Source organism: Paenibacillus sp. S-12, from assembly GCF_030363895.1.
Lineage (GTDB): Bacteria > Bacillota > Bacilli > Paenibacillales > Paenibacillaceae > Paenibacillus_B > Paenibacillus_B alvei.
Window position 1 is genome coordinate 62,731 of record NZ_JASIUF010000026.1, and the last position, 24,900, is coordinate 87,630.

Annotated in this window: 21 protein-coding genes and 1 riboswitch; of the genes, 10 read left to right on the forward strand and 11 right to left on the reverse strand. The window is 46.4% G+C overall.

Annotated elements, in window-relative coordinates:
- Positions 1-74 precede the first annotated feature (74 nt).
- From NO352_RS23035 to NO352_RS23065, 7 genes are all read right to left on the reverse strand, one after another.
- A complete protein-coding gene (locus tag NO352_RS23035) occupies positions 75-722 on the reverse strand; it encodes an ABC-2 transporter permease (protein WP_005543711.1) in 648 nt (215 codons plus the stop codon).
- Positions 712-1,575 carry an ABC transporter ATP-binding protein gene (locus NO352_RS23040; RefSeq protein WP_005543709.1) on the reverse strand — a complete coding sequence of 288 codons (864 nt, stop codon included), beginning with the start codon at positions 1,573-1,575 and terminating at the stop codon, positions 712-714. The genes NO352_RS23035 and NO352_RS23040 overlap by 11 nt, the downstream gene beginning before the upstream one ends.
- Positions 1,572-1,955: a GntR family transcriptional regulator gene (locus NO352_RS23045; RefSeq protein WP_289356858.1), complete on the reverse strand. Its 384-nt coding sequence runs from the start codon at positions 1,953-1,955 to the stop codon at positions 1,572-1,574. The genes NO352_RS23040 and NO352_RS23045 overlap by 4 nt, the downstream gene beginning before the upstream one ends.
- A gap of 261 nt (positions 1,956-2,216) precedes the next feature.
- Positions 2,217-7,022, reverse strand: a complete 4,806-nt coding sequence (locus NO352_RS23050) for a SpaA isopeptide-forming pilin-related protein (RefSeq protein WP_289356859.1) — start codon at positions 7,020-7,022, stop codon at positions 2,217-2,219.
- A 306-nt stretch (positions 7,023-7,328) separates the two neighbouring features.
- Positions 7,329-8,501, reverse strand: a complete 1,173-nt coding sequence (locus NO352_RS23055; RefSeq protein ID WP_289356999.1) for a response regulator — start codon at positions 8,499-8,501, stop codon at positions 7,329-7,331.
- A 108-nt stretch (positions 8,502-8,609) separates the two neighbouring features.
- Positions 8,610-8,906: a hypothetical protein gene (locus NO352_RS23060; RefSeq protein WP_005543703.1), complete on the reverse strand. Its 297-nt coding sequence runs from the start codon at positions 8,904-8,906 to the stop codon at positions 8,610-8,612.
- 233 nt (positions 8,907-9,139) lie between these two features.
- Positions 9,140-10,618: an aldehyde dehydrogenase family protein gene (locus NO352_RS23065; protein WP_262866399.1), complete on the reverse strand. Its 1,479-nt coding sequence runs from the start codon at positions 10,616-10,618 to the stop codon at positions 9,140-9,142.
- A gap of 264 nt (positions 10,619-10,882) precedes the next feature.
- Here NO352_RS23065 and NO352_RS23070 point away from each other — a divergent pair, with 264 nt between their 5' ends.
- Positions 10,883-12,160 carry a stalk domain-containing protein gene (locus tag NO352_RS23070; protein ID WP_163980001.1) on the forward strand — a complete coding sequence of 426 codons (1,278 nt, stop codon included), beginning with the start codon at positions 10,883-10,885 and terminating at the stop codon, positions 12,158-12,160.
- Between the two features lie 209 nt (positions 12,161-12,369).
- Here the strand turns inward: NO352_RS23070 and NO352_RS23075 are convergent, their stop codons facing one another.
- Positions 12,370-12,672, reverse strand: coding sequence for an alpha/beta hydrolase (locus tag NO352_RS23075; RefSeq protein WP_262866398.1), 303 nt, complete (start codon positions 12,670-12,672; stop codon positions 12,370-12,372).
- A 231-nt stretch (positions 12,673-12,903) separates the two neighbouring features.
- A riboswitch (cyclic di-GMP riboswitch) is annotated at positions 12,904-12,994 on the forward strand.
- A 126-nt stretch (positions 12,995-13,120) separates the two neighbouring features.
- Between NO352_RS23075 and NO352_RS23080 the strand changes: the two genes are divergently transcribed.
- Complete coding sequence (locus NO352_RS23080) at positions 13,121-14,182, forward strand: CAP domain-containing protein (protein WP_289356860.1); 1,062 nt, start codon at positions 13,121-13,123, stop codon at positions 14,180-14,182.
- A gap of 71 nt (positions 14,183-14,253) precedes the next feature.
- On the opposite strand, the gene NO352_RS23085 is transcribed toward NO352_RS23080, so the two are convergent.
- The 3 genes from NO352_RS23085 to NO352_RS23095 all read right to left on the reverse strand — a co-directional run bounded on the left by NO352_RS23085 (position 14,254) and on the right by NO352_RS23095 (position 16,265).
- On the reverse strand, positions 14,254-14,904 hold the full coding sequence (locus tag NO352_RS23085) for a class D sortase (protein ID WP_289356862.1): 651 nt from the start codon (positions 14,902-14,904) through the stop codon (positions 14,254-14,256).
- An 81-nt stretch (positions 14,905-14,985) separates the two neighbouring features.
- Positions 14,986-15,906 carry an NAD(P)/FAD-dependent oxidoreductase gene (locus NO352_RS23090; protein WP_268599372.1) on the reverse strand — a complete coding sequence of 307 codons (921 nt, stop codon included), beginning with the start codon at positions 15,904-15,906 and terminating at the stop codon, positions 14,986-14,988.
- Positions 15,907-15,971: 65 nt separating this feature from the next.
- Positions 15,972-16,265 carry an alpha/beta-type small acid-soluble spore protein gene (locus NO352_RS23095; protein WP_005543696.1) on the reverse strand — a complete coding sequence of 98 codons (294 nt, stop codon included), beginning with the start codon at positions 16,263-16,265 and terminating at the stop codon, positions 15,972-15,974.
- Between the two features lie 165 nt (positions 16,266-16,430).
- Between NO352_RS23095 and NO352_RS23100 the strand changes: the two genes are divergently transcribed.
- The 8 genes from NO352_RS23100 (at position 16,431) to NO352_RS23135 (ending at position 24,832) form a co-directional block, all read left to right on the forward strand.
- The gene (locus NO352_RS23100) at positions 16,431-17,552 is read left to right on the forward strand and encodes an SGNH/GDSL hydrolase family protein (protein ID WP_289356863.1); all 1,122 of its coding nucleotides are present in this window, start codon (positions 16,431-16,433) and stop codon (positions 17,550-17,552) included.
- 201 nt (positions 17,553-17,753) lie between these two features.
- The gene (locus tag NO352_RS23105) at positions 17,754-18,521 is read left to right on the forward strand and encodes a glycosyltransferase family 2 protein (protein WP_289356865.1); all 768 of its coding nucleotides are present in this window, start codon (positions 17,754-17,756) and stop codon (positions 18,519-18,521) included.
- On the forward strand, positions 18,518-19,285 hold the full coding sequence (rfbF, locus tag NO352_RS23110) for a glucose-1-phosphate cytidylyltransferase (RefSeq protein WP_005543691.1): 768 nt from the start codon (positions 18,518-18,520) through the stop codon (positions 19,283-19,285). The genes NO352_RS23105 and rfbF overlap by 4 nt, the downstream gene beginning before the upstream one ends.
- Before the next feature lie 2 nt (positions 19,286-19,287).
- Positions 19,288-20,373 (forward strand): CDP-glucose 4,6-dehydratase, encoded by a 1,086-nt coding sequence (rfbG, locus tag NO352_RS23115; RefSeq protein WP_040734940.1) that lies wholly within the window; start codon positions 19,288-19,290, stop codon positions 20,371-20,373.
- Positions 20,370-21,602 (forward strand): methyltransferase domain-containing protein, encoded by a 1,233-nt coding sequence (locus NO352_RS23120; RefSeq protein ID WP_483311860.1) that lies wholly within the window; start codon positions 20,370-20,372, stop codon positions 21,600-21,602. Before rfbG ends, NO352_RS23120 begins: the two co-directional genes overlap by 4 nt.
- 5 nt (positions 21,603-21,607) lie before the next feature.
- Positions 21,608-22,507: an NAD-dependent epimerase/dehydratase family protein gene (locus NO352_RS23125; protein ID WP_040734938.1), complete on the forward strand. Its 900-nt coding sequence runs from the start codon at positions 21,608-21,610 to the stop codon at positions 22,505-22,507.
- A gap of 157 nt (positions 22,508-22,664) precedes the next feature.
- Positions 22,665-23,348, forward strand: a complete 684-nt coding sequence (locus NO352_RS23130; RefSeq protein WP_289356867.1) for a response regulator transcription factor — start codon at positions 22,665-22,667, stop codon at positions 23,346-23,348.
- A complete protein-coding gene (locus tag NO352_RS23135) occupies positions 23,345-24,832 on the forward strand; it encodes a sensor histidine kinase (protein WP_289356868.1) in 1,488 nt (495 codons plus the stop codon). Before NO352_RS23130 ends, NO352_RS23135 begins: the two co-directional genes overlap by 4 nt.
- The last annotated feature ends 68 nt before the right edge of the window (positions 24,833-24,900 follow it).

Below are 24,900 nucleotides of genomic sequence, written 5' to 3' on the forward strand. Positions count from 1 at the left end.
GCCAGAGGGTCATCTTCATTGATCTGCAGGCAGCCCTTCTTTATTAGCCGTTCTATGAAATGTACAGGTGCTATTTATAAGTTTTTCCCTGCATAAATACGCATGGATATTTTCATCGACACAATACCGATCACAAATGCAAGGATGCATGGAATCCATTGTTGAATTTCCTGCGGCAAAGGAAGCGTGAATGAAAGCGAAGCAGGTCGGGATTGGTACCATTTCATCACTACAGGAACGATAAATGGCGTTACAAAGACCACCATCATGGACACGAACTTCGTTCTCTCATAACCGTACTTATATTGCATCGGAATAAACACGCCGAAGTACAAGCTGATGAATAACAAGGCGGTTCCTATGCCCGACAGGCTCAAACGGCTCAAGACCTGCGGTACGACAAGAGACGCAATCGTATAAATAACGAAAGCAATCACAAATATGGTGCAGATAAGCAGATACTTTGCTTGCACTAAAGCGTTGCGCGTATAAGGAGTGGCGCACAGAAGCGAAGCTCCTTTATATTTCTCCTCTGAAACTGATACCGAATTGAATAAGATAAATTCCATAAAGAGTACAGTGACTAGAAAGCTGATGCTTCCACTGTCATGCAGCTGCATCCGATAGGATAGGAAGAGCGGCCCGATAGCGGCGAACAGCAGCATGAACAGCAAATACTTCTTCGCAAGAATGAGATCCTTTTTGACAAGATTAATGAGCATGTCGATGTCCTCCTATATAAGCCAGCATAATTGCCTCGATGGACGGCTTCTCCATATGCACATTGCCCATGAGCTGTCGAACCTCTTGAATGTTGCGGGTTATCCCTTCGAATCCATATGCAGTTACTTGCAGGGATAAGAAGAGCGGTTCCGTCTGTTCATTGAGCAGCTTTTTGTCTCCCTTCACAAGTGCATGCGAATCCAGGAGCTCATCCTTACCCGCGTGAAATAGGATGTCCCCTTGATCAATCATCAGGAGTGTGTCAGCGATTTTCTCCAAGTCAGACGTAATATGTGTGGAAAAAAATACACTCTTTCCTTCCTCGTTCATGAATTCCAATAGAAGCTCCATCAGTTCGCTTCGGACGAGTGGATCGAGGCCGCTTGTAGGCTCATCCATAATGAGCAGATCTGCATGATGCGACATCGCGAGCGCTATGGCGTATTTCATGCGCATACCTTTGGATAAGGTAGATATTTTCTGATTAAGCTTCAGGTTAAAGCGCTGGATATAACGTTGGAACACGGACTCATCCCAGTTGGTGTAGGCTGGAGCTAGGATGCTCTTCATTTCCGACAGCGTCATTTCATCATAAAAATAGCCTTCATCAAATACGATGCCGATGCGATTTTTCAGCTCGCGCTCGTGCTTGTCCATTTCTTTGCCTAAAAACGATACGTTGCCGCCGTCCTTTTGAATGAGTCCTAAAATTGCTTTAATGGTTGTCGTTTTGCCAGAACCATTTGTGCCAATGAAGCCGGTAATACAGCCTTCTTGCAGGGCAAAGCTAATATTATTTAGACGAAAGTGTTCAAATTGGACATTTAGATTCTTAACTTCCAAATGGCTCATTGCTCTTCCTCCTCTACAAATAGCAGTTCCATCATTGCGTTTAGTTCTTCCTTAGGAATGCCTAGTGTTCGGGACAGTTCCCATGCTTCAGCCAGCTTTGATTCCACAAGATGCCGTTTGGATTCTGCCAGCAGCTCTTGGCTCTCTGGCGCCACATACGAGCCCTTACCGGCTCTCGTCATGATAAACCCTTCTCCCTCCAATTCGGCGTATACTCGTTTTGTCGTCAGCACGCTGACATGCAAGTCGTTTGCAAGCGAGCGAATGGAGGGAAGCAGTTCGCCTTCTTTCAGGTCGCCGCGCAGGATCGCATCCTTAATTTGATCCTTGATCTGTTGATATAAGGGAACATCGGATACGTTCTTAATAATAATGTTCATGAAATACCCTCTTTGCTCGAAACTGTGCATACTGTGTATTTATTGAATACACAGTATGCACAGTTATTACTTTACTCGAAAATGGAGTAAATATCAACTCCTCTCTGTGTAGAATGAGATCATTCATCTCCGCGCCGTATTCAGTTAAGAGGTTATGAAATAATAGAAAGTGGTTGTTAAGGTGTGTTAGGGCCATGTTAGTCGAGGAAATAAAGAGGCCTGCTGATAAACTCAGCAGGCCTCTTGTCTCATTACTTGCTATTATGATTTCATCCATTTCTTACGAATGGCGAATAATACAGAGCCTAGCATCACAAGCGCCAGACCAGCAAGCTGCATAGGCAGCGGGCTGTCTTCACCTGTTTTCGGGAGAACCTTGCCGGGTTTATCCTGTTTCCGGTTTGGTTCGCGAGTGTTGATTTGATCGCTGACGCTCTTATCTTTTACTTTGTCAGATGTTTCTTTATCTTTTGACTTGTCTTTTGAGCCGTTGTTGCTGCTTGGATTATCACCTTTGGTACTGCCCGAATCGTTATCCGAATTGTTTCCTGGTTTTTTGCCGGAATCCTCATTATTGCCGGGTTTATCATCAGGTTGATTGCCTGTGTCCGTTTCCTTATTAGGCTTGTCGCCTGTTTCCTTGCCCGTTTCTTGGCCAGGTTCTTTATCGGAGCCGTCAATGATATGGCCTGGGATACTGTTATCTTCAGGCTTCTCTGGCTGACTTGGTTCCTCAGGTTTTATAGGTTTCTCATTTTCATTACTTGTCGGTTCCTTCGGCTTCTCCTCATCGACATGAGGCTTTGGATCAATTGGTTGTTCTTGATCGATCGGCTCGATTGGCTTTAGAGCATTCTCGATAGTAACAAGTGCTTCTTGTTCACTCGCAATGGTGAACATCGTCAACTTCTTATCAATAAGATAGCCATCCGGAGCCTTAATCTCTTCGATATAGTAAGTGCCCGCCTTCAGATCAGGAATGATAATGAGACCATCCTTATCTGTCGTTTGAATCGGGAAAGACTTGCCGTCCTTATCGAGTAGCGGCTGTTGGTTCTCATCGAGCAGGCGGAATTGAGCGCCTTCGAGTCCTTTATCAGCCTTGCCAGTTTCAATCTTCAAGAGCTTCAAGGAACCTGGAATGGGTTCGCGTGAATTTTCGACAGTAACAAATGTTTCTTGTTCACTCGTAATGGTGAACATCGTCAATTTCTTATCAATGAGATAGCCAGTCGGAGCCTTAATCTCTTCGATATAGTAAGTGCCTGCCTTCAGATTCGGAATGAGAATAAGTCCATTCTTATCAGTAGTCTGAATCGAGAAAGGTTTTCCGTCCTTATCGAGTAGCGGCTGTTGGTTCTCATCGAGCAGGCGGAATTGAGCCCCTTTAAGTCTTTTATCAGTCTTACCGGTTTCAATCTTCAAGAGCTTTAAGGAACCTGGAAACTTTTCATTTTTGAATGTGAGTTCGATCTTGGTCGAATCTATAATATCAAATTTCAGTGGAGTCGCATTGAGCTTGTACCCCTTAGGTGCTGCCTTCTCCACAAATTGATAGCTTCCGATATCCAAATTGCCCGCGCTCACCTTACCGTCTATGCCGGTAATCAGTTTGTTGCGTACGACTTTACCCGTTTTCCTATCTTGAAGCTCGAACTCCGCTCCGGCAAGAGGAGAAGCAGGTTTGTTGTCATCAACCTTTGTCAGTTCAACAGAGCCTTTAATTCGATTGTTTGTCACGGTACCCGTTTTTTGCACGATTTGATTTTCATCAATTGTAAATGGAATTTCCTTATCTTCCTGCTTATAGCCGGCAGGAGCTTGAACCTCCACCAGCTTATATTGACCTGGCGGAAGATCCGTAAGCTTTAGCTTACCGTTCTTTTTCGTAGGAAGGTTCGTATATCCAACAACATCTGCATATCCGACCCCATCAAAACGCTGAAGCTTGAACACAGCGCCTTCAAGGAGCTTGGATCTATTTTCAGCATCTACCTTCGTGAGCTCATAATCCCTTACGATTTTGGTGTTCTTAATTGTGACGACCTGACCATCCTTGCTCAGAGTGATGACCTGCTCCGGTTTTTGCGGCAGCAAGTAGCCTGGAGGAGGGGCCATCTCTTTAACTTTGTATTGTCTAAATCGCAAATCGGTAAATGTCGCGATTCCGTCCTTGTCTGTCTCAGCCTCTTGCAGCAGGATTGTTCCCGATTTATCGTACAGCCCGAATTTCGCGCCTTCCAGCAGCGCTGCTGTAGCAGTATCGACTTTTTGGACTTTCAACTTACCGCGGCTGGAGGTGCTTGCTCCGCCTCCGGCTCCCGCGAATTCAACTTTGATGCTTGATGATCCGTTGCCGTTCACCGTTCCGGAGGATTGGCCTTCAAAGGATACCTTATTGCTTACATTCTCGCCATTATCGGCATCGATAAAGGATTGATACTCTAATACGTAAGCTTTATCTAGCTCTGTCTTGAAGGTAAGAGTAAGTTTGTTGCCCTTGGTCTTCCATTCCGCGATTTGTTCCAAATCCATTGGAGTGGAAGCCTTAGTCAAGGTTCCATTCTGTGACACGGTCGTTTTGTACAGCTTAATCGACTCTGGCACAAGCTTTTGGCTGCTTGACAGCGTATCCGTTAGAACAGAACCGGCCTTGATATGCGATTGGCTGCGGTTAATGTTGACGGTCCAGAACGCGATGTCCGACTTTTCCCCTTTACCTTGGACACCCGTTTTGGATACATATTCATCGCCGTATTTCGGTGTCACGGAAGCCTTGCCGTCGAACACTTTTTTGGAAGTAGATTTATCCTCCAACGTAGCACCGTTGCTGTAGGTCTTGACGACAGATTGATTTTTAAGGCTTGTCTTATACGTAATCCGGTAAGCCTTGTTGATTGGGTTGTTGAACGTTAATTCGAAGCCCGATTTATTATTTTCAGTTTTCTTTTCGATTGTATAATCGTTTATGGTGCTGCCTTCTTGAACTCCATTCGCGCCGCCTGACAAGATCAATTCGCGCACAGTCAAGGAGCCGTCAACAAATGTCTGCTCGCCTGTATAGAAGTCGCGAAGCACAGCTTGCCCGATGTGATGAAGGTTGTAGTTGATATCAATCGTCCACGTAATTTCCTTTGAGCGGGCATCATATTTACCTGTTTTATTCCCATTGTTCTTCGTATAGCCATCCGGAGTTACGGTATCTTCTTTATAGATAGGCTTCATATCTTTATTGTTTTCTTTCCAATTCAGGGTTGCGCCATTTGTGTAGCTAGCGTTATTTAGAACTGGATCGAATGCAGTCTGATACCGAATGACTAGACTCGAAGTAATGTTCGTTTTAAATGTAATCGTAAATCCGCTATGATAGCGGGTATTTGTAGGATCTGCTACATAATTTATCGTATAATCTTTATCTTTGGTAAATCCAGCAGCCTTTAAGCTATCCTCGAGGCTCTGCTGGTTTATAGTTAAGCCGTTCGTCTTGAATGTATCTTCAATGGTGATATTTTCCATCACCTTGTTGTCTTGATTCAAGCTGAGATACCAATCGATTGTTTTCTTGGCATAGTCAATACGTTCATGCCCCTTGAAGAAGATGACAGGGTAAATGTCCCTTGACGCCTCCTTGGAGGTGTTGTCGTGAATCGTGACTTTGTTTTTAATTGTTCCATTCTCATAAACTCGGTTAATGGATTTCGTCGAATACTCGATGGAATAAGCTTTCATTACTTTATCTTTGAATTGAAGCTTAAATCCGTCGGTTGTTTTTACAACTGTATATTCATCTTTGCCTACTTTTCTGACAACAGTTGCGTATCCGTTATCGTCAATAGACATTTCGTTTACGACGAATGAATCCTCGTTTAATTCTTGAACGGACGTGTCAAAAACATCGGCAATCCAAGCATTCGCTTGTTCGATTTCACGCTCGTTGTAATTATATTCAATTTTCCAATTGATCGTTTGCGTAGATGACGCATAGCCAGTAGATTGTTTCTCTAGCGGCTTGCTGAATCTTACATCCACATTCGAAGAAATCGTTAGTGGCTTATGATTGTCTCCAGTGATCTGAACAGCATTGGTATAGCGCTTATCTTCTGTCTTGGTAATCTTGGTGTTGTATTTCACGCGATAGGCATTATGTATATTGCCCAGCTCGATTTTGAAGCCATTGGCTTCGCGGACTGGTAGGTAAGCAACTTTCTCGGCTTCCTTAACGGTTCCATTCAATTGAACGTCAAGCTTATGTACCGTAATAGAGCTCATATCGATTTCCAAGCCGTCTGGCAGCATATCGGTAAAGACAGCGTTGTTCATATTGCCTTCGCTCGTATTGAAGTCCACAACCCACTCAATTTCCGTAGGATTGATTGTGCGATTGGCCGTTCCGCGCTTCGTGATTTCTTTGCTGTTTGGGTTTTTGTTGAAATGAATAGGGATTTCGAAGCTGGAGTCCCCTTGAATATCAAAGATGATTTCTTGCTGGGTTCCGCCTTCAAACTTTTTCTCGTCAAAATATCTCCATACAAAGAAATCGCCGACTAGCTCCTGGCCATCCTCAATTTCATCATTGAATGTAAACGTTACTTGTCCATTCGGTGTAATATCAAAGGTACCGTATTCGATTCCGCCTTTATTCAAAGGTTGATTTGTAATCGGAGCGGACAACTGGAACTTGTCTGGAAGCTGAAATGTGAAGGTTGAGCCAGCGCCGTAATGGTGACCGGCTGGAAGCTTCCAAGTATAGTCTATCTTCACGTATTCATTTAGATTTGGACGAATAGACGAAATATTATTCCCCTTCGCATCTGTTATGGATACAGAAGCAAGGATATTGTCCGTAATTGCTCCGTAGGTAACCTTCGTCACGCTGCTAGGATCTTTTCCACTGTTAGGATCCTTGCCATAGGTGAGGTCGGTTACGCTTGCGACATTACGATCTCCGGTATTGAAGAATGTATTCGGCAACCCATCATACGCTTGAACAAGCGTGGGAGGCAGAACAAGATTCAACATAATAGCGACTATGAAAAGACCGTATAATGTCTTTCTAAGGTAGTTCATGCTTAGAATCTCCTATTTTTTAAATTTTTTGCAACTGAATTATTTTCTACTAAATGATTCAGTTTTGTCAAACTTCATGAAACTTTCAGAAAGTGTTTTCTGACATGTGAAATTACCCAGCAAAATGGGATGTTAAACAGATTTAATTTCACTTTTTTATGGAGAAAAGCAAAAAAGGAGGAAAAGTGGGTGTTTATGCATCGATAAGGAAATGAATCCTAATTGCCTATAAGCTGGAGAAACATAAAAAGTCCCGATAAATCATCGGGACGATAAAGAAATCTATCAAATACTCGATCAAGCTTGCTAGATGGCGGATTCGTTAGACGTAAACGCTCCCCTTAGCCAATGCTTATACCAATCTACAATTTCCTTGCTGGGAGCTGCATCATACTCTTCTTCCAGCTTGCAAGTCAGGAGATTGAACTGCTTGCGTACTTCAGACGCATGATGCAATGACGCATAAATGTTCATCAGTGCGAAGTAGCCATGCTCCATGTGAGGGAATTTGTCTATTATTTGGCGATAGATCAGTATGGCCTCTGAGTGCTGACCTTGAGATACGTAATATTGAGCGATTGCTTCCGTATGATTCAGCCAAATGGTACGGATACGTTCCCATTCATACTCAGCCCATGCATAGCGGTGCTCTTCTAAATAATCACCAGCGTATGCATTCATAATGGCAAGATGCCGGGGCAAGTTATCCGCATCCAAGGGAGGTGCCTCACGTACAGAGCATTCCCATTCTTCTACATCAAGCTTTAGCGCACCCCAAGCCAGACGATATCCATCGTCCTTATACTTCACTTCTAAATCAAGCTCTGCGGACTTGATCATTTTCCGGATCTGATAAATAGCGGTATGCAGTTGCGTCGTGGCGCGTTCCGTATCATACTTCGGCCAGAGCAAATCCATTAGTATTTGCTTATTCACGGTCTTCTCTCGGTAATAGAGCAGGTATGCGAACAGTTCTTGAGCCTTCAGTGTTTTCCATGGGAAGCGCTGTGCGGTTCCTGCTGCATTCACATAGTGGAGGCTTTGCAGGCAGCATAGTGTTGGTTTGGGAGTATTTACACTGGCAGCAGTACGTTCCCCAGCAGGGGGATTGGACAGCGTGAGCCGCTGCAATGTTAAGGCAAGCCGATTGTGATGCACGGGCTTTAATAAGTAATCAAGTGCATTGAGCTCAAATGCTTTGACCGCATACTCTTGATAGGCAGTAACAAATATAATATGAAGCTGGGGATGGATTTGCAGCAGACGTTCTGCTAGTTCGAATCCATTAATCTCAGGCATTTCTATATCTAAGAATGCGACGTGAAGCGACTCATGCTGAGCGATATCGATTGCATCACAGGGGTTGGAGCAGGTGATGATTCGCTCGATTTTATTTCGTCCGATTTGTTCGGTAAGCAGCTTTTCCATTTTCTTTAGAGCGAGTCGCTCATCATCAACAATTATGGCATGCAGTCCCATTGTCAAGATAGCCCCCATTCTATTTCTATACTGAACATGCAGAAGGAAGAATACTCGGAATATCTACGTAAGAATATGAAGAAGACTTCGCAAATAAAAAACGGCGGTTTAAAAGTTCAGGTGCTTATGTTCCAGCATATCCCGCATATTAATAGACTTCAAGCTGGGAAGAGATTCGACAAGTGTGCAGCTTTTCCAATCTTCCATCAGTATGTATCCGCGCCGCACTAATGCAAAGATCGTATTAGTGGTACAATGCCATTCGGGGATTGCTTTACTGCCAGAAGCCCCTTCGATTATAGCGGCACCTTGAAATGTCCAACATCCTCCACTCCAGCGAATGAGCCGTCCGCCATGCTTACGTGCTTGCTCAAGTGCTTCTTGTTGAATGATGGATAATAGCATGTTCGTATTCCTCCAGCAATCATAGTCTTACTCGATACTTCTATTAGAACATATAAGGCTGAACAAAATCTGAATTCGAAGGATCGAGATATCAAGAAATAGCAAGACGATGGCTAACTTGCTTGATCAACGAAGATACAAAAGAGCCGGCTCCCCAAGAACCGGCTCTATCTCTTGATATGCTGCTGGAAAATGGAATATGGGCTATATCCGACGATGTTTGCAGTGGCGAATTAGTCGAGATTAACCCATACAGTCTTTACTTCGGTGTAATTGTCTAGGGCGTAGGAACCCATTTCGCGTCCGATGCCGGACTGCTTGTAGCCGCCGAACGGAGCGGCTGCATCGAATACGTTGTAACAGTTCACCCATACCGTGCCTGCTCTGAGCTTGCTTGCGATGTAATGGGCACTCTTCAAATCCTGTGTCCATACGCCGGCTGCCAGCCCATAGTCTGATTGATTGGCCTGTTCAATCAAGTCATCCAGTGTATCATAAGGCAGTGCGGCCACAACTGGACCGAAAATTTCTTCGCGGGCAATCGTCATTTTCGGATCGACCTGTGCAAAGACGGTAGGCTCGACGAAGTAACCTTGATTGTAAGGGACTGATCCGCCCGTCACTAATTCGGCGCCGGCTGCCCTGCCTGCTTCGATATAGCGCCGGACAACCTCATGCTGCTCAGAGGATACGAGCGGCCCCATTTCCGTCTCGAGATCCAAGCCGGCACCTACACGAATTCGTTTCGCTTCGGAAGCGAGATCGGCAACGACGTTGTCATAGAGCTTTTTCTGCACGAAGAGGCGCGAGCCGGCAGAGCATACTTGTCCCTGGTTGAAGGTAATGCCGCGAAGTGCTCCCGGCACGGCGCGCGACAAATCAGCGTCAGGCAAAATAATATTCGGCGATTTTCCTCCAAGCTCAAGTGTCACCTTTTTTAAGGTGTTGGCAGATTCGCGCATTATGGATTTTCCTACAACGGTTGAGCCTGTGAAGGCGATCTTATCGACGAGGTTATGCTGGACAAGCGGTGCGCCGGCGGTTTCCCCAAAGCCTGGAATAACGTTCACGACGCCTGGCGGGAATCCAGCTTCTTGAATCAGCTGCGCGAGGTATAGAGCAGACAGCGGCGTTTGCTCAGCAGGCTTTAGAACGACGGTGCAGCCGGTAGCCAGGGCAGCGCCCAGCTTCCAAGCAGCCATCAGCAGCGGGAAATTCCACGGGATGATTTGGCCGACGACGCCGACAGGCTCATGTCTTGTATAGGTGAGGAAGTTGCCTGCGGTTGGAATCGTTTGTCCAACGATTTTAGTCGCCCATCCCGCGTAGTAACGGAAATGCTCAATCGTAAGCGGGAGATCGGCAGCAAGTGTTTCACGCAGCGGCTTGCCGTTGTCCAGCGTTTCTAGCTGCGCGAGTTCTTGCTTGTTCGCTTCAATTAAGTCTGCCAGCTTGTAAATGAGGCGGCTGCGATCTGCTCCGCTTAGACGCGACCATTGTCCATGATCGAAGGCGTCGCGGGCCGCTCGAACGGCTCTATCGACATCCTCTTCCCGCGCTTCAGCCACGACAGCAAGAACTTCTCCCGTTGCAGGATTAAGAGAGGAGAATACGTTATTTTGTGCGGCTTCCACCCATTCCCCGTTGATGAACAGCTTTTTCGTGCCTTGCAAGAATGCTTCTACCTTAGGACTGATCTGAATCTGTGACAAGACGCAATCACTCCTTCTACTTGGAATTGGTACATTGGTTAATAACTTGTACATTACATATGTATTCTCGTGCTGTGCGAATCATGCCCATTGCTGGTATGTACGTCAAGGAGGTAGATTTTACCTGATTGTGGCGTGTACATAAATATAGGAAAAACAGGCTTTCTATGAAAAAATGAGTTATTATTAAGGGAGATGAGAGAGTGATAGAGATAATCATTTTCGATCACCATCTTGTCATTTTGCAGGGAAAGAGGGAGCTTCATGAAAAAGAAATTACTTATCAGTTCGTTGATGTCTATGCTGGTAGCTTCTACACTGCTGTTCCCGCAGCAGTCAGAGGTTGCAGCAGCGGCGGCAGGAAATAGCCAGGCTTCGACGAAAACCAAAATTATGCTGGATGGTTATCCGCTTGAGTTTGCTGCTGAACCCGTCATTGTACAGGGAAGCACGATGGTTCCGTTCCGTGGCATTGCTGAGGCGCTTAATATTGAGGTATTGTGGAATGCCAAGAGTAAGACAGTAACAGCGAATCAAGCGACTGCTGAGGGGAAAAAGGTAGTAGTTCTTCAATTAAATCAGAAGAAAGCTAAGGTCAGCGGAAAAGAGGTAGAATTGGCAGCGGCGCCATTTTCACGAGCAGGCACCACGTATATTCCCCTTAGCTTCTTTAGCAAGCAGTTCGGTGCACAAGTATCTTGGGATCAGAAGAGTCGGGTTGTTGCACTTCAATCCCCGCCGAAGAAGATGTACAGCTTGGCTTTCTATGCGCTGAAATCCTTCGGCGAGCGTCAGTACATTCCTCAATTTGACTCGGTTGCATTTGGCTGGGCACGGCTTCAGGACGATGGGACGATTACAACAAGCGGTTCCGAGTACAACTGGCCTCAAGCTGCAGGGGATATCACTCCTGAGAGTATATTGGATAAGGCCAAGCAGGATGGAACGAGTCCGTATTTGATGGTATTTTCGACTGACAGGAAAAATGAGCTGACGAAAATGCTTGAAGATGCGGCGCTGCGAGACAAGGCGATTGAAGACATTATGAAGCTTGTCGCAGACAAGGGATTTTCCGGTATTGTGCTCGACTTCGAAGGTTTGGGTCTGTCTGGCGATATCGAAAAAGCGAAGCGGGACTATAATGAGTTCGTTATCGGCTTGTCCAAACAGGCCAAAGCAGCGAACATCAAGCTGTCTCTGGCGCTTCATCCGTTGAATGGAGCTTATAAAGGATACGACTACAAGACACTTTCGACAGCGGCGGATGATCTCATTATTATGGCGTATGAATATACGAGAGGGAAAGTTCCGGAGCCGTTGGACAAGGTGAATGAGGCAATTAAGCTTGCTCTGAAGGAAGTGCCGAAGGAGAAGCTGATATTAGGCATTTCCACTTGGAGTGAGAATGAGAAGACGATTAGCAGCGTGATTGGACTAGCTAAACGCTATCAGTTGAAGGGAACGGCATTGTGGAGATTAGGGCTCATTGGGGAAGCATCCAAGGCGCAGATTGACAAAAATGTGATTCCGTTAAAATCCTAAATTCTAGTTACGAGAAAAAACAGCCATTATTTATGCTTATGATATAAATGTATTTACTTGAAGATAGCTGATTTATTCAAAATAGCCGGCCTTATGGCCGGTTATTTGCGTTGGCAGCGTTAGCAATACAGGTGCAAATAAAAGCCGTGTAATCTGTATCATCACGAAACCGGGAAGCAAAGTTGCCCTCCCGGTTTGCTTTCGTACGATTAATGACACGTTACTTCGGGGAACTCATTGTTGGCACCCTTTAGAAGGTGTCCCCCGATTCCTTTACGCTGCTGTTCCTTCATTTCAGCGAGTTTATCGGCCTTCAGGAACATGGCGGGCTTGCTGCTAAGTGGATTCATGTCCAGCTCATAGAGGGAGCCATCCATATTAACAGCTGCGCTTACGCGACCATTTATGTTCAGCACGTTGAAGGCAGTTGCGCCCCCGAAGGAATGTCCCATGACAGTCTTGTCCATGTCGATAGTTCCTGTTAGCGGGCTTGAAATATGACCGGCATTCAAGCTGTCAAACTGACGAATGACAAAGTTCAGCCTAAGTGATGAAGATTAAAAAGAAGCCGGCAGTTGGTGTAAGATTCGTTTAAAAGTCTGTGTTTCAGCAATTTCAATATTTGTTCAGAATCTAGAACAAAGACGGCTAATGTCACTTTTTTGACGAATCAAGGGATCTTTATGAATCAGATGTGTACAAGCCATTTAGTTGCATGTTACCATAGACATATAACTGTTACATTTGGATAATGGCAAACCCTAGCGAAAGCAGGGGACGCAAAGCCACGGGTCTAATGCATTTACACAATGCGATGACAGCCGGGTTGCCCTAATTGCAATATGAGCGTCTATTTAAGTGCGCCGCCATTAGGGTGGCGCTTTTTTGTACGTATGAAGAAGCGCCCCTGGTGTTCATCTCATTCGAGCGGACAACGTCAAAGAATGGGAGATGGTAAGGATGCGGACACGTTGTACAGCAACAAAAGACAACAACGCAACGATTCAACAACAAAATAAACTATGGCTAGCTTGCAGGAAGCAACGAATAACGCTGCTGGTTAGCGCATCAATGCTGTTCGGGATGTTCATTTCTCAGCCTGCCCTCTATGCAGCAGATAAGCTGAGCGGAAGCGGGACCCCTTCCTTGGAAAAAGTGAATGCGCCTCAGACAGCAGCAATCAATGTCCAAGGCATTTCGATGGGCATGAGCGAGAAGCAACTTATTGAGCGATTGGGCCAACCTGCTCGCAAAGACCTTAGTGAATATGGCTTTCAGTGGTATATTTACAATCAGGATTATAAGCAGTATGTACAGGTAGGTGTACGCAATCATGAGGTTGTGGCCCTATACACAAATGCAAAGGGAAGCTATGGCGGCATTGGATTCGGTGCGACGAAGCAGGAAGTTGCAGCAGCCTTTGGGACGTCGCTTAGCAGTATTAAAAAAGGAAATACGATCTATCATTACAGGGACAACGGTGGGAAATACAGCCTGCACAAGGTTGGCAATGCGTATGCAACCGTGTTCTATGATTTGAATCAGCGCGGTACAGTAACGGCTGTCCAATTTATCTCTGAAGAGGTGGAGCTGTCATTCAAAGGCTATTTTGGTACGCCTAGCGAGCAATTGCGGACAAGCTTCGAACAGCAGGTTTTCGATCTTGCAAATGCGGTTCGCGTCCGCAATGGTGAGAAGCCGCTGCAGTGGAATGATAAAATTGCCGGAACAGCGCGCAAGCATAGTGGAGACATGGGACGGAGAAACTTTTTCGATCATAACAATCCAGATGGCAAGTCTCCATTCGATCGGATAAAGGCAGACGGAATCGTGTATAAGTCAGCAGGAGAGAATATAGCAGCCGGGCAGACTAGCGCGATTTTTGTCCATGAGAACTGGATGAATTCAAAGGGCCATCGCGCCAATATTTTGGGAGGCTTCTCTAGCATTGGTGTGGGGGTATATTTCGGAGGCCCATCGAAAGTTTACTATACGCAGAACTTCTTTACGCCGCAAAGCTAGTTAATAGAATCATGAATCATGAAAAGCGCCGCATTCATATACTGAAGGCGGCGCTTTTTTCTGCAAACTTATTACAGCGTGTTGTCCATAACAGCCTTGACGATCAGTCGATGGGTAGCCGTATCGATCGGTTCGCAAGTAATCAATGTCAATTCCCGTGCATCCGGATTCTGATCCAGAACGGACAGATCCTCCGGTACGACGACGGATTTCGACTGTACGGTGTAGGTATACGTTTGTTCGGCTGTTTCCAGCTGAATCTTATCCCCTGCTGTTAACTCATCCAGTCTATTGAAATGCCTGCCGAAGGTCAGGCTGCGGTGACTTGCCAATACGAAGTTGCCGAGCTCTCCCGGCATTCGTCCAGGCACCACAATTCCGCTTCCCACCTTAAGAGAAGCCGGAGTAGCCCCTTCCACCATAGGTTCGCGCAAATCAATTTTCGCTATAGAAATCGTGCCGTACACATGCAGACCATCTATGACTTTCGGTTGGAGCTTCTTCTTCCCGGCGGCCGGATCGCTCTCTGATGTTGAGGACACAGGAATGATATCCTGAGGGAGATTGTCCCATTCGGTAAGCAAGCGAAGCTCTCTTTGCTGTTCATTGTATTCGTTCCACTTGGGAAACAGGATAAGAGCTAATCCGGTCAGCAGTAACAATAGCGCTGCAGCGCCGATCAACCGTGATAGTATTAATCTCTTCTTTGAAATAAGAGGCACCCCCTTACTGTTGCATTCGTGCCTCTATTGTACCGTATGCGAAGACTTATTTTCCACGACTGACCATGAGGAAATACAGATTTATTTGTTCTTTCCTTCTCGTTTTTGCATGAGTGCTTTATGTATCCAGATCGCAGCTTGTGATCCCTCGCCCAATGCGATTGTAACCTGCTCGGAATGCACGCCTATATCTCCGGCCGCCCATACATTCGGTACATTGGTCATTTTTGTACGGGGATCTACGATGATATGCTTATTTTCGAGACGCTCTACGCCGATCTGTTCAGCCAGCGAGGAACGCACTTCATTGCCGCCAAAAGCAACGAACCCGCGCTCACCGTTTATCGTTCTGCCATCGGTGAGCTTCACGCCGCTGAAGATACCTTCTTCCTCGCATAAAATAGAATCGATACCTTCATTAACTAGCTCTATATGATGCTCAGCTAACAACTCCATGTGTTCCATGGATAAGGGCTTCTGCTCATGATTAATATAAATGAGGTCGGAAGTCCAATAAGATAGCGTTAGCGCCATATTCGCCCCAGTAGGGCCTGAACCCATTACGATAGTGCGGCGGCCAGCTACCTCATAGCCGTCGCAATCTGGGCATACATATACGGTAAGCCCAAGACAAGGCATGAGATGAGGCAAGGGCGGGAGTCTATCCATAATTCCGGTTGCCAGTAACAGTGTTGATGCTGCAAATTGACCATTCTCCAGTGTATTCACAAGAAAACCCTGTGAGTCATCGCGCGAAAGCTGTATCACGGTATCCTTCAAGAAGGATATGCCGAGAGATTTAGCATGCTGTTTCCCGAGAAGGCGAAGCTGTTCGCCAGATACTCCATCAGGCCATCCAAGAATGTTATGGTAGGAACGGCAGATCGTCGACCTGCCGTTCTCATTATCAATGAGCAGTACGCGATGCTGATATCTGCCTAACTGAATGGCAGCTTGAAGACCTGCAATGCCGCCACCAATAATAATGCTTTCATAGCACATGTTGGGACACCTTTCTATAATTCAGCTTTTGAAGCGAATGGATGGTTTCTTTTATGCTCTGGCAGTTATTCATTGCTTCCATTCTGCTTCGTCAAATTTTCCTGTGCCAAGCGAATCATCTCTCTCACCATCGATCCACCAATTCTTCCTCCTACCCGACCCGCGTCTTCAGTGGACAGTTGCCCATTGTAGCCTTCCTGCAAAGGGACGCCTAGTTCCTTGGCCACCTCATATTTCACATCATTCGGCCGACTCGGATCGACGGCAAATCCCTCACGGCGCATGACTTCGGCTTTGAAGGCATTGACGCTTTGTTCCGCACCTGTAACCAGCAGCTTACGGCGGCTTCTTCGTGACATACAAATAACCTCCTGTTTAGAACTTGTAGATAAGTGCTCTTCGTAAGTTTCCCTCTAAACTAGAATTTATGTGGAAAGGAAAAGGAAAGCAGCATGGTGGATGGAGAAATCATCCATCACCATGCGTTTCATTGGGTGAACAAGCCATTTGAGAGGAGTTTGGGAATGAACGTTGACGATCAGGTTGTACAGGATGTTATGCCGGTAAAAAAAGAAGAAATGCCAATTGAGCAGCAGAGGACAGATACGTCTGATGTGGTGTGGTATTCTCCACTCGAGGAGCCATTTATGATCTCAGGATTTCATTGGTTTGCCGCAGAGGGGAGATATCGCCGTCTCCCTGTATCACCGGAGTATTCAATTCCAGAGGCAGTGGACATATTGGCAAATCATACAGCAGGCGGACAGATTCGATTCGTGACGAATTCTTCCAAGCTTTTTCTCCGTGTTACATTGTCCGGAACAGGAGATATGTATCATATGGCAGCGACAGGACAGTGTGGATTTGATTGCTATGTCGAAGTAGATGGCAAGCTGCACTATCGAAGTACGACAGGATGGAATCCAAGAGAATCCGAGTATGAGTCTGTTTTATTTTTCCGTGACGCACAAGAGAGGAGACTCGTTGTCTTGAACTTCCCGTTATATCAGGGGGTAAAGGAAATCCAAGTAGGCTTGAAAAAGGGGGCTCTAGTAGAGCCTCCACCGAGCTATGAGGATGCGAGGAAGATTATTGTATACGGAACCTCAATTACACAAGGAGCATGTGCGACCCGACCCGGCATGTGCTATACGAACATACTAAGCCGTAAAATGAATCGGGAGTTTATTAATCTTGGCTTTTCGGGGAGCGGAAAGGGGGAGCCGGAGCTGACTCATATCATTGCTTCCATTTCTGATCCAGCCTGTCTTGTGCTGGACTATGAAGCAAACAGTGTTTCTCCTGAGCTATATGCCAAGACACTCCCGCAATTTATTCAAATCTATCGAGAAAAGCATCCAACTGTCCCAATTCTGGTCCTTTCGAGACTTCCGTTTTCATACACAAGCTTCGATCCTGAGGATGTCAAGCTGCATCAAGCGAGCAAGCATATGCAGATGACATTAGTGGAATCCTTGCATCAAGCAGGGGATGGCAATATCCATTTCTATGACGGAGAAAAGCTGCTGCCATTGCATGCCCATGAATGCTATGTTGACGGTACTCATCCTACTGATCTAGGGTTTATACAGATAGCAAACGGATTGGAGCCTGTGCTGAGAGAAATACTGGCGAAGAATTCGTAACATTACACAAGCAAGGAAAAGAGTTGCATAGAAATAATTTAGAGGAGGCCCCCAGCAGGCGTCCTCTATTTGACGATTAGCGCCGTTTGAAATGTGGAGAACGACATTGCTGAAAGAAAAATAGGTTTGAACGGAGGAACGATTATGGGAGACTTCTATCATTCAAGATTCATATAGTAATAGAAAAAGAGGGGGGTTGACATGAGAATCCTAATTTCTCACTTCTACAATGAGGAATATTTGCTGCCATGGTGGTTAAAACATCATGCTCCACTATTTGATCATGGTATTTTGATTAATCGTGGCTCAACAGATCGATCCGTTGATATTTGCAAACAGTTGGTTCCCCATTGGGAGATTCGAAATTCACGTGTACCTGAGTTTGATGCAATACTGGTGGATCAAGAAGTAATGGAAATAGAGCAGCAATGTATGGGTTGGAAAATGACGCTCAATACAACGGAGTTTCTGTGTGTTTCTAATAAGGAGCATTTTTTCGCATCATTAGATATGCTTGGCAGTTCAATTTATTATGTACGCCACATCTATTTAATCGATGATCCTGCCTATTCATATGGAGAGCCCGATCCAGAACAACCACTCGTCAGACAGCGTCACCATGGATATATATTACCAGATCTAGGGCGATATATTCATCGCTACCCCCATGGAAACTATGCACCAGGAAGACATTGGTCCTCACATCCGTATGTCGATTATCCGTTCGTAGATAATCCCTTTCCTGCCTTTGTAATGAAGTTCATCTTCAGTCCATGGACGGAGAAAATGCGGCTGCGGAAACTGCAAATTGGATCAACCTTGTCGGCCAACAGCATAAGTCGGGGAATGGGGCATCAACACCATGTGAATCGCGAGGAGTTGGAGCAAATGTATGCCTATTTTATCAAGCTGACGTCAGACTTGCGAAATAACTCTGCTTATCAGCGATTGTGGGGTGAGAGTCAATGAAGGCGGTTATTCTTGCTGGCGGTTATGGTACGAGAATTGGAGAAGAAACGCAGGTGAAGCCGAAGCCGATGATCGAAATCGGTTTACAGCCGATACTGTGGCACATTATGAAGCTGTACAGCCATTATGGAATTCGTGATTTCGTCATCTGTTTGGGGTACAAAGGCTATGTTATTAAAGAGTATTTCTTCCAGTATTTCATGCGGCATACGGATTTCACCTTGGATATGGAGAGCCACACTGTTCATTATCATGGGGAAAATGCTGTCCCATGGAAGGTCACATTAATCGACACTGGCGAAGGGACAGATACGGGAGGGCGGATTAAGCGAGTTCAGGAGTATGTTGGGGACTCTACCTTTTGTCTCACCTATGGGGATGGGGTTAGCAATGTGAACATTGCGGAATTGATTGCATATCACCAATCACATGGCAAATATGCAACAGTCACGGCGGTTCAACCGCCTGGAAGATTCGGTTCACTTGCCTTGGCTCAACAAGAGGTTATTGACTTTACAGAGAAGCCTGCAGGAGATGGCGGCTGGATAAATGGTGGTTTCTTTGTATTGGAGCCGGAGGTGTTCCCATACATTGTCGATGATGCTTCCGTGTGGGAGACGAACGTCCTAACTGAGCTTGCACGCCAGCGGCAGCTCATGGCTTACGAGCATCATGGCTTCTGGCATCCGATGGATACGATGCGCGATAAGAAAAGATTGGTGGAATTATGGGAACGGGGCCAAGCGCCGTGGAAGGTGTGGTAAGCATGGTCAATGAAGCTTTTTGGCAAGGGAAGAAGGTGCTCATTACTGGACATACGGGCTTCAAGGGCTCTTGGTTGACGATGTGGCTGTCCTTAATGGGCGCCGAAGTTCTCGGATACGCCTTGCCCCCGATTACGAAGCCGAACCTGTTCACTGCTGCGGATATTCAAGCTATGTGCAGGCAATACGTTATCGGAGATGTAAATGACTATTCAGCGCTGTTGAAGATGATGTTGGCATATGAGCCGGAGATTGTATTCCATTTGGCTGCGCAGCCGCTCGTACAAGCATCCTATGTACATCCCGTAAGCACCTTTCATATCAATGTAATGGGAACGGCACATCTGATGGAGGCGGTTCGCCATACATCAAGCGTTCACGTTGTTATCAATGTAACGAGCGACAAGTGCTATCGCAATACGGGGAAAGAGGCGCTTCCATTTTGCGAGGGAGATCCGCTTGGCGGACATGACCCCTATAGCGCAAGCAAGGCTTGTGCTGAAATCGTTGCAGAATGTTATCGACAGTCTTATTTTCATGCCGAGGAAGGGAAAGGGCCCAACATGGCTTCGGTTCGAGCAGGCAACGTCATTGGCGGCGGAGATTGGTCCGAATCGCGCTTAATGCCTGATATAATAAGGGCTTTTACGGCATCAGAATCGATTGTTGTTCGGAATCCTGGGGCGATTCGTCCATGGCAGCATGTTTTGGAGCCCTTGCATGGTTACCTGCTGCTTGCGGAGAAGCTGTGGGACAGTCCGCAATATGCAGATGCTTGGAACTTTGGTCCGCTTGAACAGTCAGACACAACAGTTCAGGATATCATTCGGATGGCAGCAGATCTATGGCAGGTGGATATGAAGGTGGTGCAGGAACAGATTGTGTCGCCATCCGAAGCACCTAGACTATCTCTGGATAGCAGTAAGGCGGCACAACTGCTGAACTGGCGTCCGAAGCTGTCTATAAGAGAGGCTGTGTCATGGACATTGTCCTGGCATCAACAGTATCGTTCAGGAGTAAACGCGAGAGCGGCATCAGAGCGGCAGATTGCTGCTTACATTCACGGAGAGGGAGGCAGCAAAGGATAATGAACTCACATTGTCGGATATGCGGTACCCTGCTTGCGCACACATTTGTTGATTTAGGGGAATCTCCGCTCGCGAATGCCTTCCTGGCACCACATGAACTGGAGCGCACGGAACCCTTTTATCCGCTTCATACGTATGTATGCGACACTTGCTGTCTCGTACAGCTTGATCAAATCACGAGCCCGGCGAGTATTTTCAAGCATTATTTATATTTAAGCTCCTATTCCACTAGCTGGTTGAGGCATGCTGAGCAATATACGGACATGGCAATTCAACGATTTCAGTTGAATGCCGAATCACAGGTCATTGAGATTGCGAGTAATGACGGTTATTTGCTGCAATATTTCCATCAGCGAGGCATTCGAACACTTGGAGTAGAACCAGCAAGCAATGTCGCTCAGCTCGCGAGGGATAAGGGAATTGCGACGAAGACAGAGTTTTTCGGGCAACGGCTCGCGGAAGATCTCGTTATGAGGGAAGGAATATACGGGGATCTAATCGTAGCGAACAATGTACTGGCCCATGTCCCGGACGTACATGATTTTGTCGCTGGCTTAAAGCGGCTGCTCCATCCGGAAGGCACCATTACGATTGAGTTTCCGCATGTACTCAATCTCATTCGATATAAGCAGTTCGATACGATATATCATGAACATTTCTCTTATTTCTCTTTGTTCTCCGTCCAGCATCTGCTCTCAATACATGGGCTTACAGTTGTTGATGTAGAACAATTAACCACACATGGAGGTTCACTGCGCTTGTATGTCATGCATGATGAAGCCAACCGCTCGGCTGCATCCGCCGTGCAGGAGATTCAGGAACGGGAACGGCTATTTGGCTTGCATGATTGGCGGACATATATCTCGTTTGCTCAGCAGGTAGAGAAAATGAAGGAGGATATTGTCTGGTTTATGACGGACGTCCATAATCAAGGCAAGTTAATAGTGGGCTACGGTGCACCAGCGAAGGGCAATACGCTGCTTAATTATTGTAGGGTGAATCCGGATTTGCTCCCCTTTACTGTAGATCAGAATCCGTATAAGCAAGGCATGTATTTGCCAGGTTCGCGAATTCCTATCCGGGCTCCTGAGGAACTGAAACGTGCCCGTCCAGACTATGTGCTTATCCTGCCTTGGAATCTGAAGGAGGAGATCATGGAGCAATGCGACTACATCCGAGAGTGGGGCGGCAAATTCGTCGTTCCAGTTCCAGAAATCGAAGTGGTGTAGGAGATATGGAGACAATACTAGTGACTGGCGGCAGTGGGTGGATTGGCGGATTCGTTGTTCAGTTGCTGCTCGAGAAGGGGTATAACGTTCATGCGCTTTATCACAGATCATCCCGAACGGATCTCTTATGTACGTGGCATCAAGCCGATTTATTCGATGAGAAAGAGGTGGAGGTGCTTATTGATCGAGTAAGACCTACACACCTTATGCATCTTGCCTGGGATGCAATTCCTCCACAATGTTATACTTCGCTTCGCAATTATAACTGGATGCAGTCAAGCAAAATGCTTATCGAGCGTTTCGTTCAATGTGGTGGACGAAGAGTAATTGTTGCAGGTTCTTGTGCCGAGTATGAATGGACGCAGGGACTATTATCAGAAAAAGCTTCTGCTTTATCGACAAAGACACTATATGCGATATGTAAAAATTCACTACGAGCTTGGCTGGAGTCTTATGCTTCACAATCGGGATTGAGCAGCGGCTGGGCACGAATTTTCCATCTTTATGGTCCTCAAGAGCAAGGGAATCGCCTGGTATCCTCGATCATTCGCTCGTTGCTAGATGGACGAGAGGCTGCTTGCTCACAAGGCAAGCAGTATCGTGACTTTTTGTATGTCAAGGACGTGGCAAATGCGCTGGTGTCCTTTCTCTTGAGCAAGGTGCAGGGGACGTTGAATATCGGATCAGGGATTCCGGTTCAGGTGAAACAGATTGCTACTATGGTCGCTAAGGAGTTGGGGCGTGAACCGTTGCTTCGATTAGGGGCGCTTCCTGATCCTGCAGACGAACCCTTGTATGTCGGTGCTCATGTTGGGCGCCTAAGGCAGGAATTGCACTGGAGGCCTCAGTATACCTTGGAGGCAGGAATACGCGAAACAATCGAATGGTATAGGAGCTTCAAGTAAGTTGCCAATTCCGATTTGGATCTCGGATTTTATTATCGATTTTATTCATTTGCGGCCGCCTCAATAAATTTTAAGCCAACACTCAGCTTTATTTCAGCTACTGATAGGATAATAGATGGTAATAGGGGACATAACGCAGTAGTGAGGGTGGTCACAGATGAATCGGAGTAAAGAAATTAAAATTCTCATCGTGGACGATGAGCCGAATATCGTACAATTTCTTGAGTTGGGCTTGGTGAATGAAGGGTTTGAAGTGCAGACCGCACAGGACGGTGTTGCTGCCATTGCTCGTTATACCGAGTTTCGGCCTCATGTGGTTATATTAGACGTCATGATGCCAGGCATGGATGGATACGAAGTATGTCAAATGCTGAAAAGATCAGAAGATGTAGCTGTTATTATGCTAACAGCCAAGGATGAGATCGATGATCGAGTGAAGGGCTTGAATCTGGGAGCTGATGATTATATGGTCAAGCCATTCAGCTTCGCTGAGTTGTTAGCCCGCATTCATGCTCGCATACGCAACCAGTTCCCGACGATGTTCGGGGATGTGCAGATTGGTCCTTTCGTCATCGATGATAAGCGTAAGGAGATTTCGTATGGCAGCAGCGTGCTTGCTCTTTCCCCAACGGAATATGATTTGCTCAAGTTTCTTGTGCTGAATCGGGGTATGGTGCTAAGCAAGGCTGTTATTTTGGAACGGGTGTGGGGGTACGACTTTGGCGGGGAGGACAATATTGTTGAGGTGTATATCCGCTCCCTACGGGATAAGCTGAACGACAAGGAGCATCAGTTAATTCGCACACTGCGCGGGGCAGGTTATCGGGTAGATATTCCATGAGGAATCGATGGCGCATATGTTTTAATAGGCTGGTAAATCTATCTTCGCTGCGGGCGCAACTGCTGTACCGTTCCTTACTCGTTATCGCCGTGTTATTGGTCATCATCGGTATGCTGCAATATTTCTTCATGCGCGAGGTTGTATATCAAAATAAAGCAGCAAGTCTCCAAAGTCATGCGATGAGTATTCCAGGTTTCGTGTGGAAGCGGATGGGGCAGCATCGCAACCAACTTGGATCGATGGGGCAGCGTGGTTCCAAGTCAACCCTGCCGATGTTTCTTATCCCGGATACCCATGTTGCCTATATCAATTCGGAAGGGGAATATCAGCCAATGCCCAATGGGAAAGATGAGCTGGCTACCGTACGATTGGAGTCTTCGGAATATGAGAAGGTGAAGAGGACTCCCCCTGAGAGCAAGCCTGCTTACCATATAGCGAAGGATTCGAATGGAAAGGAACAGTTGGTTGTGCTGCATCCTGTTCTCGGGCCTGAACGGACATCCGGCATTGTGCAGATCAGTACCCCAACGGCTCCTCTTGACGACTTGCTATTTGGGCAAACGCTAACCTTTCTCATTGTTTCTGCGGTTGCGATGATACTCGGCATCATTGTTCTGCAGCCTGTAATACGGAAGACACTCCGTCCGCTGTCTACTATGGTGAAGACAGCTGGACAAATTGATGCGGGCAATCTGGCTCGGCGGTTCTCTACCGAGCAGGGGCAATCCGAAGTAGATCGCTTGGCCGATTCCTTCAATGGCATGCTGCAGCGATTAGAAACCTCATTCGAAGCGGAGCGGGAAATGAAGGAGCAGATGCGGCGATTCGTTGCTGATGCTTCTCATGAACTTCGCACACCGCTAACTTCAATTCATGGGTTTCTGGAGGTGCTGCTTCGCGGAGCAGCACAGCATCCAGAACAGCTTCATAAGGCGTTAACCAGCATGCATGGCGAATCAGAGCGTTTGAATAAGCTTGTTCATGATTTACTTCTGCTTGCCAAGCTCGATCGGGATGGAGCACCATCCATTGAGTTGGTGAACATGCCTCTTGACGAGGTCATTCGCAGCATGGAGCCGCAGCTTATAATGCTGGCAGGGTATAGGAAGGTTACACTCACCATAGAACCGAAGCTCATATGCAGGCATGATCCAGATAAGATGAAGCAGGTCATACTGAACCTGGTGCATAACGCTGTTCAACATACGGATGAAGCATTGGGCTGCATTCATATAGAAGGAGTTCATCAAGAGAATGGCGTTCAATTGTCTGTCCGTGATAATGGGACAGGGATTGCTCCGGAACATATACCTTATCTATTCGATCGGTTCTATCGCAGTGAGTCCTCGCGCAATCGTAAAAAAGGAGGTTCTGGCCTAGGTCTGGCCATTACGAGGTCGATTGTAGAAGCGCATGGGGGGGCGATTCACGTCATTAGCCGAGTAGGAGAGGGGAGTACATTCCTGATCTGGTTGCCTCATTAACCCTTTGCTTTAAATAGCATTTCATAGAGTGACGGGCAGGAGAACTTGGGCTGGATAACTGCTGCTCT

Excerpts from the sequence above, each read along its gene's own strand:
- NO352_RS23035 (WP_005543711.1), bottom strand. The coding sequence starts at position 722 with ATGCTCATTAATCTTGTCAAAAAGGATCTCATTCTTGCGAAGAAGTAT.
- NO352_RS23040 (WP_005543709.1), bottom strand. The coding sequence starts at position 1,575 with ATGAGCCATTTGGAAGTTAAGAATCTAAATGTCCAATTTGAACACTTT.
- NO352_RS23045 (WP_289356858.1), bottom strand. The coding sequence starts at position 1,955 with ATGAACATTATTATTAAGAACGTATCCGATGTTCCCTTATATCAACAG.
- NO352_RS23050 (WP_289356859.1), bottom strand. The coding sequence starts at position 7,022 with ATGAACTACCTTAGAAAGACATTATACGGTCTTTTCATAGTCGCTATT.
- NO352_RS23055 (WP_289356999.1), bottom strand. The coding sequence starts at position 8,501 with ATGGGACTGCATGCCATAATTGTTGATGATGAGCGACTCGCTCTAAAG.
- NO352_RS23060 (WP_005543703.1), bottom strand. The coding sequence starts at position 8,906 with ATGCTATTATCCATCATTCAACAAGAAGCACTTGAGCAAGCACGTAAG.
- NO352_RS23070 (WP_163980001.1), top strand. The coding sequence starts at position 10,883 with ATGAAAAAGAAATTACTTATCAGTTCGTTGATGTCTATGCTGGTAGCT.
- NO352_RS23080 (WP_289356860.1), top strand. The coding sequence starts at position 13,121 with ATGCGGACACGTTGTACAGCAACAAAAGACAACAACGCAACGATTCAA.
- NO352_RS23090 (WP_268599372.1), bottom strand. The coding sequence starts at position 15,906 with ATGTGCTATGAAAGCATTATTATTGGTGGCGGCATTGCAGGTCTTCAA.
- NO352_RS23095 (WP_005543696.1), bottom strand. The coding sequence starts at position 16,265 with ATGTCACGAAGAAGCCGCCGTAAGCTGCTGGTTACAGGTGCGGAACAA.
- NO352_RS23100 (WP_289356863.1), top strand. The coding sequence starts at position 16,431 with ATGAACGTTGACGATCAGGTTGTACAGGATGTTATGCCGGTAAAAAAA.
- NO352_RS23105 (WP_289356865.1), top strand. The coding sequence starts at position 17,754 with ATGAGAATCCTAATTTCTCACTTCTACAATGAGGAATATTTGCTGCCA.
- rfbF (WP_005543691.1), top strand. The coding sequence starts at position 18,518 with ATGAAGGCGGTTATTCTTGCTGGCGGTTATGGTACGAGAATTGGAGAA.
- rfbG (WP_040734940.1), top strand. The coding sequence starts at position 19,288 with ATGGTCAATGAAGCTTTTTGGCAAGGGAAGAAGGTGCTCATTACTGGA.
- NO352_RS23125 (WP_040734938.1), top strand. The coding sequence starts at position 21,608 with ATGGAGACAATACTAGTGACTGGCGGCAGTGGGTGGATTGGCGGATTC.
- NO352_RS23130 (WP_289356867.1), top strand. The coding sequence starts at position 22,665 with ATGAATCGGAGTAAAGAAATTAAAATTCTCATCGTGGACGATGAGCCG.
- NO352_RS23135 (WP_289356868.1), top strand. The coding sequence starts at position 23,345 with ATGAGGAATCGATGGCGCATATGTTTTAATAGGCTGGTAAATCTATCT.